This is a genomic window from Dyella sp. (assembly GCF_051954575.1).
Classification (GTDB): Bacteria; Pseudomonadota; Gammaproteobacteria; order Xanthomonadales; family Rhodanobacteraceae; genus Dyella_B.
On the sequence record NZ_JBQCHP010000065.1, the window covers coordinates 117974 to 127988 of the forward strand.

Consider the following 10015-nt stretch of genomic DNA (forward strand, 5'->3'; position numbering starts at 1 on the left):
TGACATGGTGGAGTGGTGCGTTGACATGCTTATGACATCAACCCGGGAAACGCCTTGTCATGAGCGACTCTCGTTGGCCATGTAATGACTGGGCGCGGCGCCTAGCGTGCGCCTGAAGGCGGCAGTGAAGGCGCTGGTGCTGCCGTAGCCCAGTTCCATGGCGACCCGCGTCACCGGCTGTCCGCGACCAAGCCGGGCGAGTGCGGCGAGCAGGCAGGCCTGCTGGCGCCAGTCGCTGAAACTCATGCCGGTCTGCTCGCGGAACAGGCGGGTGAAACTGCGCCGGCTCATATCGGCCTTGCGCGCCATCGTATCGATGTTCACGTCCAGTGAAGGCGAGGCGAGCAATGCACTGCACAGCGTGGCCAGCCGAGGCTCCTGCGGCAGCGGCGTGCTGAGGGGCAGCGCCGGCATGCGCGCGATCTCGGCCACGAGCAGTTGCATCAGATGGTCGTCGCGGCCGCCCAGTGCGTATTCGGCGGGCACGTCCACCGCCTCGGACAGCAAGGCATGCAGCAGGGGCGATACGCTGATCACCGTGCAGCGCGCGGGCAACCCTGCTTTTTTTGCCACCTCCGGCAATACATAGGCGCTGCGCGTGCTGGTAAAGCCCCCCATATGCACCGCGTGCGTCACGCCGCCAGGAATCCACAGCGCGCGTGCCGGCGGCACCACCCAACAGCCTTCGCTGGTGTTGACCGTGAGAACGCCCGTGATGGCATACAGGCATTGGCCGCGCTTGTGCGAATGGCCGGGCAGGGTAAGGCCGGCAGCGTAATCGTTGCCCGTGGCGACCACCTCGCGCGGGGTATCTTCGTAGCCGATGACTCGGGTATTGCGCATCGTTGGTGGCCCATTTTCGACAGAAGTTGGCCCAATAGCGTATGCGGGCCGAAGAGGGCTACTTTAAGGTGGCGCCCTGCAACCGGCAATGTCGCCGTCCCCACCCCCACAAAACCCATGCAGAACTCTGCCGAATCGGTTTCCTTGCCATCGACCGCGCCGCGTACGGACTACCCCATCCTGGGCGCGATCAGCTTCTCGCATCTGCTCAACGACATGATCCAGTCGTTGATTCTTGCGATCTATCCGTTGCTGAAAAACGATTTCCAGCTCAACTTCGCCCAGGTAGGCCTGATTACGCTCACCTATCAGGTCACCGCTTCCTTGCTTCAGCCGTTGATTGGCTTGATCACCGATCGCAAGCCGATGCCTTATTCCTTGCCGGTGGGCATGGGTTTCACGCTGTGCGGTTTGCTGCTGTTGGCCACCGCGCCGAATTTCCATGTGCTGCTGCTGGCCGCCGCGCTGGTCGGTACCGGTTCGTCCGTGTTCCATCCGGAATCCTCGCGCGTGGCGCGCCTGGCATCGGGCGGGCAGCACGGGCTGGCGCAATCGCTGTTCCAGGTGGGCGGCAATACGGGATCGTCATTGGGGCCGCTGCTGGCGGCGTGGATCATCGTGCCGCACGGGCGCGGCAGTGTGGCGTGGTTTTCGCTCGCCGCCTTGCTGGCGATGGTGGTGTTGCTGCAGGTGGGGCGCTGGTATCAATTGCATCACGTCAGCCGCAGCAAATCGGTGCGCCATGTGGCCGGTGAAGCGCTCGGCCGCGGCAAGGTGTTTGCGTGCTTGCTGATTCTTGGGCTGCTGATCTTCTCCAAGTATTTCTACCTGGCGAGCATCAGCAGCTACTTCACCTTCTACCTGATCCACACTTTTGGCGTGTCGGTGCAGGCGGCGCAGATGCATCTGTTCGTGTTCCTGTTCGCCGTGGCAGCCGGTTCGCTGATCGGCGGTCCGGTGGGCGACCGGGTAGGGCGCAAATGGGTGATCTGGATTTCGATCCTGGGCGTGGCGCCCTTCACGCTGGCCTTGCCGCATGCGAACCTGTTCTGGACCGGCGTGCTATCGGTGTTGATCGGGCTGATCCTGTCGTCGGCGTTCTCGGCGATCCTGGTCTACGCGCAGGAATTGATTCCCGGGCGCGTGGGCATGATCTCCGGCCTGTTCTTTGGTTTTGCCTTCGGCATGGGCGGCATTGGCGCGGCGGTGCTGGGACACTTAGCGGATGCGCGTGGCATCGACTATGTGTATTCGCTGTGCGCGTATTTGCCGTTGATCGGCGTGCTGGCGGTGTTTTTGCCGGATTTGGAGAAGCGGCGCCGTTAAGTGTCAACCGGGCGGCCAGGATTGCGCAGCATGCAGCACGCGCAGAATGGATATGGCCTTGGCGCTTTCGGTGTAGACCACCAGGTAGTTTTCATGGACCACCATTTCCCTGGTGCCGGCAACGCGTCCTTGCCGATAGATTTTTGGATGTAACGGCAAGTTAGCCGCCTTGATCGCGATGTCGTCGTGCAGCCGTTGCGCAGCTTCCGGATTTTCGTCGGAGATGTAATCGACAATAGCGATGAGATCGGCGATGGCGGCTTCTTTCCATTCAACTTCGAGCACGACGCTTCCTGTCGATGAGTGCCTGGGCTTCATCCATGACCTGCTTGTGCGGGCGCGCCGGTCGCGTATCGGCAAGCGCCTCTTTTACCTTTTCGCGGAACCACGCATCGTAGGCTTCCGGATCGGCGGTGAGTCCCGCAGGCAGCGCGCCTTCCTTGACCACGCGCGTGAGCAGAATGCGTACCGCATCGGAGATGGTCAATCCGAAGTTGGCGAGTTTTTCTGTAGCGGCATTCTTAAGGTCGTCATCAATGCGGACGTGCAGCATCGAGGTATGCGTGGCCATGGGCGTATCTCCCTGGAATCTGGCCAGTAGTTTGTATCTCAATAGAGATACATGCAAGTGCCCGTCGCGATAAGCCCATAAATAAATGGCCCGCATGGTGCGGGCCGTTGCAAGCCTCAATGCTTCGCCGGCGGCGGCCCTTGCACCACCTGCATCAGATTCTCCGGTTTCAGGTATTTCTTGAACGCCACCTGCACTTGCGCCGGCGTCAAGGTGAGGTAGTGCTTGGCGGCCACCATCGGCTGATCGAGCGGCTCGCCGTGCCAGGCCCAGTCGAGCAGCGAACGGGCGATGCTGTTGATGCTCGACACACCTACCGGAATGGAGCGGATTTCGTACTGGCGTGCGTTGTCCAGTTCGCTCTGCTTGATCGGCGTGGTCTGCATGTCGACCAGGTTCTGGCGGATCAGCGCATTGACGGGTGCGACTTTGTCAGGATCACTGCCGTACTGCACGAAGAAGATCGAGCGCGAGCGGTCGAAATGCATGCCGGAACCGGCGCCATAGGCGTAACCGTGCTTGACGCGGATGTCGGTCATCAGACGTGAAGCAAAGCCATTACCGCCCAGCACGTTGTTGCCCAACTGCAGTGCGTAGCGATCCGGATTGTGCATGTTGAGCGCAAGCATCTGGCCCATCAGCACCTGATCCTGCGAGGCGTAGGGGTTGTCGATCACCACGTAGCCGCTGGGGTTCACCGGCACCGGCTTGGAGACCACGTCCGGCTTGGCGCCTTCGGCCTTCCACTGCCCGAAGTAGCGCTGCACGGTGGCCTTGGCCTGTTCGGGCGTGACGTCGCCGACCACCACGATGGTGGTGAGATCGGGACGGTAGGTCTTGGCGTGATAATCCTTTACATCCTTAAGGCTCAGCGACTTGATCGACTCGGGCGTGGGCAAGCGCAAGTCGGGATCACCGGCGGGCAGCAGGCCGGCACGCAGCGCCTTCATCATTTTGTATTGCGGCGATTGCATTTCGCCGGCCAGCGCGCGCGCCAGCGTTTCCTGCTGCACGTCGAAGCCTTCCTTGGGCAGGGCGGGGTGCAACTCATTGTCGGCCAGCAACTGCATGGCGCGATCGAACTGGTTGCTGAGCGCGGCCACGCCGAAATCAGTGCCGCCGTTTTCGGTGGCGGAGATATCGTCCAGCGCTTTATGGAACGCGTCCCGGTCCAGCGTGGTGCTGCCATAGTCGAACAGCGAACCGAGCAGGCGGGCCACGCCATCCTTGCCGGCCGGTTCCTGCAGCTTGGGATTGTTGTCGATATGGCCCACCACCGTGACCGTCTTGCTGATGGTGGCCGGTTGGACGATCAGGCGGATGCCGTTGTCGAGCTTCATTTCCACCGGTGCCAGCGTCCAGCGCGGCATGTCCAGCTTGCTCAGTTTTTCCGCGGCCCATTCGGGCAGCGGCGCATCCAGGCGTTCGTTGCTGTTGAACGATTCGGAACCGCCAAAGCCGCCGCTGTCCGGCGGACGCTTGCCGTTTTCATCGGGCGTAAGCACGACGGTGACGCGCTCGTCCGGTTTGAGATATGCGCGCGCCACGCGATTGACGTCGTCGACGGTGACGTTGCGGATCTGCTCTTCCGCTTCCTCCGGGGAATTGAGGCCCATCCAGGCGATCGCTTGCGACCAGGCGCTGGCGAGCGTCACGGCGCTGTTCTTGTTGAACTCGGCCTGCGCGATTTCGGAGCGCTTGGATGCTTCGACCAGGTCGGCGGGTGCGCCGTTCTTCAGGAGATCGTCGATCACGCCTTCCAGATCGGCCTGTGCCTTCTTGGCGTCGCCGCCCTTGGGAAAGCCCACTTCGATCACGCCGATGCCGCCGTAGCTGAAGGGCTGCAATTGTGCATTGGTGCTGAGCACCTTGCCTTGCACGGCGAGCGCGGAGAGCGAGCTGCGCGCATTGGTGAGCACGTCAAGCAGCACCTGCGCGGCGGCGTTGTCCTTGTCCATCATGCCCGGCATGCGATACATGAACTGCACTGCGCCCGTACCGCGCGGCGTGGTGGAGGCGATGGTTTCCGGCTTCACCGGCTGCAGCTTCACCGGTACGTGTTCGGGCAGCGTGCGCTTGGGAACCTTGTCGAACAGCTGCTTCACTTTCGCCAGCGTCTGCTGCGGATCGACATCGCCAACAATCACCAGCAAGGCGTTGTTGGGTGTGTACCATTCCTGATAGAACTTCTGCAGATCCGCCGCGGTGGTCTTGCCGAACGAGGGGCGCGTGCCCAGCGGATCGTCTTCGTAGCCGGTGCCGGCATAGAGAATGCGCTCGGCCTTCTGGAACGCAAGAAACTCCGGTTCGGAAATGTCGCGCGACACTTCCTGCTCGATCGCGCCGCGCTCACGCTCCCAATCCTGCTGGGTAAGCAGCGCGCCGTTCATGCGCGTGGATTCGATATGCAGCAGCAGGTCAAGGTAATTGGACGGCGCCACGAAGTAATACTGCGTGGCATCGTTGGTGGTGAAGGCGTTGTTGTCGGCGCCCATCTTGCCGGTCATCTCGTTGAGCTGCGCGCCGGTCATCCCCTTGCTGTCGCGGAACATCATGTGTTCCAGCGCATGCGCGGTGCCGGGAAAGCCTTCCGGTGTCTGGTAGCCGCCGGCCAGATAGGTGATCTGCGTGGTGACCATCGGCGACAGCGTTTCGCGCACGATCACCACGCGCATGCCGTTGTCGAGCGTGGCGCGCAGCACGTTGCTGTCGTTGGCGACAGCCTTGGCGGCGACCGGCGCATCGGCGCGGGCGGGAAGGCCTGCAGTGGCCAGGCCCATGCCCAGCAAAATGCTCCATGCCAATGTCTTGAACGGTCTCGACATCATGTTCGAATTCCTTAGCTGAAGAGTGCGGAAGGTAGACCGCTGGATGGTGCCATAGTGCCTTGCGCAACCTAAGTGCCGGAAGAGACACGCGCGCGGCGGCTGAAGACAGGGTATCGTGCGCACATCGCAGTTCCACGACCCACAGGAGCATGCCTATGTTGGTGGTAACGACCGAGAACGTACCGGGCCATCAGGTGGTCCAGGTGAAGGGGCAGGTGTTCGGCGTGGTGGTGCGCAGCCGCGGCATCGGCGGCAATTTCGTGGCCGGACTGCGTTCGCTGGTCGGCGGCGAAATTCACGAATACACCCAGATGCTGGAAGAAGCCCGCCGCCACGCGCTCGATCGCCTGGTGGCCAACGCCAAGCTGATGGGCGCGAACGCGGTGGTGATGATGCGCTTCGACTCGGCCGAAATCGGCCAGACCATGAGCGAGATCGTGGCCTACGGCACTGCCGTGGTGCTCGATCCGCCGACCTGAGCGCGCACATGTTACCGATGGTGCTGTATGTGCTAGGCGGCCTGATGCTGGTCGGCGCCGGCATTGCCGTGTTGACTGGCGTGATGGTGGCCTTGCTGCCTCAGTTGATCTTCGGTGGCCTCCTGTTGGTGGTGGGGCTGGCGATCGAACGCTGGCGCTACAAGCCGCTGTTGCGCGGCGGCCCGGACCCGCGCTGGGAGGATACGGGCGAGCGCTTCATCGACCCAGGCACGGGCCAGCTCACCGCCGTGTATTTCGATGCGCAGCGCGGCGAACGGCATTATGTGGTGGTGGATGAGCAGCGGCACTCTTCTTAACGGGACGCTAGCCCATCGTTGGCTAGGATCGCGTTCCATCGATTGATGTAAATCCAAAGGAGTAGCCATGCCGTCAGGTAATCCGGTTCTACGCAACAAGGCATTCGAAGGCCTGCCCATCGCGGGCGAGCGAATGACAATGAATGGTACTGTCACGCGCACGGCGCTGTTGCTGGCGTTGGCGGTGATCACCGGCGGCTGGACCTGGCAGCGTTTTGCCGAGGTGGCCGCGGACGGTGGTCTGAACGCCGCGCTGGCCGCGGTCAGCCCATTCATGTGGGGCGGCTTGCTGGTGGGCGTGGTGCTGGCGCTGGTCACCACCTTCGTGCAGCGCTGGGCAGGCATCACCGCGCCCCTGTATGCGATCGCCGAAGGCTTTGCGCTGGGCGGCATTTCCGCGGTGATGAACCTGCGTTTCCCCGGCATCGTGCTGCAGGCGATCATGCTGACGGTCGGCGTGCTTGCAGTGATGCTGCTGGCCTATCGCTCGGGCTGGATCAAGGTCACCGACAAGTTCCGCATGGGCGTGGTCGCCGCCACCGGCGGCATCGCATTGCTATACCTGGTGGACATCGGGCTGCGCACATTCACGCAGATCCAGATTCCCTTTATCCATGAAACCGGCGCGATCGGCATCGGCTTCAGCCTGCTGGTGGTCGGCCTGGCCGCACTCAACCTCGTGCTCGATTTCGACATGATCGACCGCGCCGCCAGCCAGGGCGCGCCGAAGTATATGGAGTGGTACGGCGCATTCGCGCTGATGGTGACGCTGGTGTGGCTCTACATGGAATTGCTGCGCCTGCTGTCCAAGGCGCGCCGCTAAAGTAGTTGCAGGAAACGCCCCGTAGGTTGGGGTGAGGCCCCAGCCGAATCCCAACGGCGCCATGCGCATTTCCACGTTGGGGTTCGGCTGCGCCTCAGCCCAACTTACGAGACTCGCAAGGGTAGCGTAATGCTACCCTTACCGCTTTTGCAGCAGAGCAAATCGGTATGACGAAAGAGGCGGGCCGCGGACATGCCTTGCTGGTCGGCGCAGGCATTCTTTGCAGCCGCCTGTTCGGACTGGTGCGGCAGCGGGTGTTCTCGCATTACTTTGGCCTGTCCGATGCCGCGGACATCTTCAGCGCGGCGCTGCGTGTACCTAACTTCCTGCAGAACCTGTTCGGCGAAGGCGTGCTGTCGGCCTCCTTCATTCCGGTCTATGCGCGCCTGCTGGCGCAGCACAAACAGGAAGAGGCCGATCGCCTGGCCGGCGCCATCTTCGCCATCCTCGCGCTGATCATTTCGGTGATTGTCGCCGTTGGCGTGCTGGCGACGCCGTATCTGCTATGGCTGATCGCACCGGGTTACACCGGCGAGAAGCGCGAGCTCACCATTCTGATCGTGCGCATTCTGTTTCCAGGCACCGGCATCCTGGTGTGGTCGGCATGGTGTTTGGGAATCCTCAATGGCCACCACAAGTTCTTTCTCTCCTATGCGGCGCCGGTGATCTGGAACGTTTCCATGATCGCGACGATGCTGCTTTTCCGCCATCTGGATGCGAATCGCCTGATCGTGTACCTGGCATGGGGCACGGTGCTTGGATGCTTGCTGCAGTTCCTGGTGCAGCTCGGTCCGGTGCTGAAGCTGGTACCGAACTTGCGTCTGCGGTTGGACACGAAAAGCCTGCATGTGAAGCAGGTGGGCGGCAGTTTCACGAATGTGGTGATCGGGCGCGGCGTGGTGCAGATCAGCGCTTTCGTCGATCAGGCCATTGCTACCTTGCTCGGCAGTGGCGCGATCGCCGGCATGACCACGGCTTCCTCGATCAACCTGCTGCCGGTAAGCCTGTTCGGCATGGCGATTTCCGCATCGGAATTGCCGACGCTGTCGCGCATGGCCGGTGACCATGTAGACGAAGAAGTGGCTGCAAAACTCTCCACGCGTTTGAACAACGGCCTGGAACGCATCGCCTTTTTTATCGTGCCATCGGCGATGGCATTCTTCGCGCTGGGCAACGTGATCGTGGCGGCGCTGTATCAATCCGGCGCGTTTACCGCCAAGGACTCATATTACGTGTGGGCGATCCTGGCCGGTTCCGGGGTAGGGTTGCTGGCTTCCACGTTTGGACGTCTGTATTCCTCCACGTATTACGCAATGCGCGACACGCGCACGCCGTTGCGGTTTGCGCTGGTGCGCCTGGCCTTCACCGCCGTGCTCGGCCTGGCCAGCGCCTTGATCATGCCCAAGGCGCTGGGCATTTCCATGCAATGGGGCGCGGTAGGCCTGACTGCTTCCGCGGGCGTGGCGGGCTGGATCGAATTTCATCTGCTGCGCCGGGGCATGAACAAGAAACTCGGCGCGACCGGCATCCCGCTGTCCTTGATGGCCAAGCTGTGGACGGCGGCGGGTGTTGCCGCTTGCGCGGCTGGTGTGGTCGAACATTATCTGCCCGCTGCCGGCCCCATCGTCACCGCCGTGTTCGTGCTCGCCACCTATGGTGTCATCTATTTTGCGGTGACCTTCATGCTGCGCATCCGCACATGCACGGACGTGGTGGGCAAGTTGCTGCGGCGGGTGGGACTTCGCTGAGCAATTGCAGCGGTTGCTGCGCCTGATGCGGAGCGCTTAAGTGAATGGCTAGGACATGCTCGTGCACTGTACATGTCCAACGCCCTCCTGGAATAAGAAGTGCTTTCCTTTTTGAATAAGGTGTGGCGTGTGTGTGCGCCACCAATTGGCAGCATCCAGATTGACCATGGAAAGTGCTTCGATCGCGGCTGTGCACTCGACCAAGTAGCCCGATTCGCGTCTGTACTTTCCGGTCAGCAGGGCAACGAGCGAGCGAAAACGACCTGGCGGACCGGAAAGCACCCCGGCGGTAATGAACTTATGGGGCGCCAAAGAACGTTGCGCCAATGGCAGCAAGAGGCCGACCCATTGTTCACGCACCCAGGCTGGCGCTTCACCCGGAGGGACAGACGTGATTTTCAAAAAAACAGTAGCCATTGCTGTGTCCTTAACGCTTGGATGACGGGACAGATGATCTTCGCCGGGGCTGCCGCCGCAGCGCCAATCCAACGCGGGCGACCAGCATTACGCCAAATGCAATGGCAGCTACTTGGATCGCTGCCGGATGACTGCTCGGCAGATTTGGCTGGAAGGCAAGCCACAGTACGCCGCACGCAAAAGCGAACATGGCGATAACCAGCAGGAACTTGGCGAGCCTGGTCGAAAATGGAAATGCGAGAAATGGTGCTGCCACCAATATGAACCCGCTGGCCGCAAGATAGCTCCCAGCGATTCCGGTTTTCAATCCGCTAGAGGCTGCAATATAGGCTCCCGTAGCGCCAGCCGAGGCGAGAAGGATGCCTATGAGGAACGCAATGATCTTTATCAGCGTGCGAAATTTCATCTCAGGGTATTCAAGGCTGTTACATGGATGAAACCGTTCGTTCTGAACGATCTGCTAGACATCATCGTTGACATCGCTCGGGAGCTTTGTCGCCGGATATGCAAACCGCAATAGATGCGGAGCTCCTCGAAGAAAGTACAGGCCGGCGGCAAGCGCCACCGCAGACGCGCCCAGATAGCTCGCCAGAGGATAAGTGCGCGGCATGCCATGGAAAAGCAAAACAACCAAAAACGAATAGAGATACATCACAGAGACAA

12 protein-coding genes are annotated in these 10015 nt (G+C 61.4%); 5 read left to right on the forward strand and 7 right to left on the reverse strand.

Going from position 1 to position 10015, the window contains the following annotated elements:
• Positions 1-57 precede the first annotated feature (57 nt).
• Positions 58-843: an AraC family transcriptional regulator gene (locus ACTHNE_RS08965; protein ID WP_440269070.1), complete on the reverse strand. Its 786-nt coding sequence runs from the start codon at positions 841-843 to the stop codon at positions 58-60.
• A gap of 117 nt (positions 844-960) precedes the next feature.
• Between ACTHNE_RS08965 and ACTHNE_RS08970 the strand changes: the two genes are divergently transcribed.
• Positions 961-2169 (forward strand): MFS transporter, encoded by a 1209-nt coding sequence (locus ACTHNE_RS08970; RefSeq protein WP_440269071.1) that lies wholly within the window; start codon positions 961-963, stop codon positions 2167-2169.
• A gap of 3 nt (positions 2170-2172) precedes the next feature.
• On the opposite strand, the gene ACTHNE_RS08975 is transcribed toward ACTHNE_RS08970, so the two are convergent.
• From ACTHNE_RS08975 to ACTHNE_RS08985, 3 genes are all read right to left on the reverse strand, one after another.
• Positions 2173-2454 (reverse strand): type II toxin-antitoxin system RelE/ParE family toxin, encoded by a 282-nt coding sequence (locus ACTHNE_RS08975; RefSeq protein WP_440269072.1) that lies wholly within the window; start codon positions 2452-2454, stop codon positions 2173-2175.
• On the reverse strand, positions 2441-2740 hold the full coding sequence (locus ACTHNE_RS08980) for a type II toxin-antitoxin system RelB/DinJ family antitoxin (protein WP_440269073.1): 300 nt from the start codon (positions 2738-2740) through the stop codon (positions 2441-2443). The genes ACTHNE_RS08975 and ACTHNE_RS08980 overlap by 14 nt, the downstream gene beginning before the upstream one ends.
• A 116-nt stretch (positions 2741-2856) precedes the next feature.
• On the reverse strand, positions 2857-5568 hold the full coding sequence (locus tag ACTHNE_RS08985) for a M16 family metallopeptidase (protein WP_440269074.1): 2712 nt from the start codon (positions 5566-5568) through the stop codon (positions 2857-2859).
• A 155-nt stretch (positions 5569-5723) separates the two neighbouring features.
• Here ACTHNE_RS08985 and ACTHNE_RS08990 point away from each other — a divergent pair, with 155 nt between their 5' ends.
• The 4 genes from ACTHNE_RS08990 to murJ all read left to right on the forward strand — a co-directional run bounded on the left by ACTHNE_RS08990 (position 5724) and on the right by murJ (position 8935).
• Positions 5724-6047, forward strand: a complete 324-nt coding sequence (locus tag ACTHNE_RS08990; protein ID WP_324944035.1) for a YbjQ family protein — start codon at positions 5724-5726, stop codon at positions 6045-6047.
• Between the two features lie 8 nt (positions 6048-6055).
• Positions 6056-6364, forward strand: a complete 309-nt coding sequence (locus ACTHNE_RS08995; RefSeq protein ID WP_440269075.1) for a hypothetical protein — start codon at positions 6056-6058, stop codon at positions 6362-6364.
• Between the two features lie 67 nt (positions 6365-6431).
• Positions 6432-7187 carry a Bax inhibitor-1/YccA family protein gene (locus ACTHNE_RS09000; protein ID WP_440269076.1) on the forward strand — a complete coding sequence of 252 codons (756 nt, stop codon included), beginning with the start codon at positions 6432-6434 and terminating at the stop codon, positions 7185-7187.
• 167 nt (positions 7188-7354) lie between these two features.
• Positions 7355-8935: a murein biosynthesis integral membrane protein MurJ gene (gene murJ / locus ACTHNE_RS09005; RefSeq protein WP_440269077.1), complete on the forward strand. Its 1581-nt coding sequence runs from the start codon at positions 7355-7357 to the stop codon at positions 8933-8935.
• 48 nt (positions 8936-8983) lie between these two features.
• Here the strand turns inward: murJ and ACTHNE_RS09010 are convergent, their stop codons facing one another.
• The 3 genes from ACTHNE_RS09010 to ACTHNE_RS09020 form a co-directional block, all read right to left on the reverse strand.
• Entirely contained in the window at positions 8984-9352 is a 369-nt protein-coding gene (locus ACTHNE_RS09010; RefSeq protein WP_324944025.1) for a hypothetical protein, read from the reverse strand.
• Positions 9353-9362: 10 nt separating this feature from the next.
• Positions 9363-9758, reverse strand: coding sequence for a hypothetical protein (locus ACTHNE_RS09015; RefSeq protein ID WP_324944023.1), 396 nt, complete (start codon positions 9756-9758; stop codon positions 9363-9365).
• Positions 9759-9812: 54 nt separating this feature from the next.
• A partial coding sequence (locus tag ACTHNE_RS09020; RefSeq protein WP_440269078.1) for a hypothetical protein occupies positions 9813-10015 on the reverse strand: 203 nt, incomplete at its 5' end.

Coding starts and splice junctions, on each gene's coding strand:
- ACTHNE_RS08965 (WP_440269070.1), bottom strand. CDS start 843: ATGCGCAATACCCGAGTCATCGGCTACGAAGATACCCCGCGCGAGGTG.
- ACTHNE_RS08970 (WP_440269071.1), top strand. CDS start 961: ATGCAGAACTCTGCCGAATCGGTTTCCTTGCCATCGACCGCGCCGCGT.
- ACTHNE_RS08980 (WP_440269073.1), bottom strand. CDS start 2,740: ATGGCCACGCATACCTCGATGCTGCACGTCCGCATTGATGACGACCTT.
- ACTHNE_RS08985 (WP_440269074.1), bottom strand. CDS start 5,568: ATGATGTCGAGACCGTTCAAGACATTGGCATGGAGCATTTTGCTGGGC.
- ACTHNE_RS08990 (WP_324944035.1), top strand. CDS start 5,724: ATGTTGGTGGTAACGACCGAGAACGTACCGGGCCATCAGGTGGTCCAG.
- ACTHNE_RS08995 (WP_440269075.1), top strand. CDS start 6,056: ATGTTACCGATGGTGCTGTATGTGCTAGGCGGCCTGATGCTGGTCGGC.
- ACTHNE_RS09000 (WP_440269076.1), top strand. CDS start 6,432: ATGCCGTCAGGTAATCCGGTTCTACGCAACAAGGCATTCGAAGGCCTG.
- murJ (WP_440269077.1), top strand. CDS start 7,355: ATGACGAAAGAGGCGGGCCGCGGACATGCCTTGCTGGTCGGCGCAGGC.
- ACTHNE_RS09010 (WP_324944025.1), bottom strand. CDS start 9,352: ATGGCTACTGTTTTTTTGAAAATCACGTCTGTCCCTCCGGGTGAAGCG.
- ACTHNE_RS09015 (WP_324944023.1), bottom strand. CDS start 9,758: ATGAAATTTCGCACGCTGATAAAGATCATTGCGTTCCTCATAGGCATC.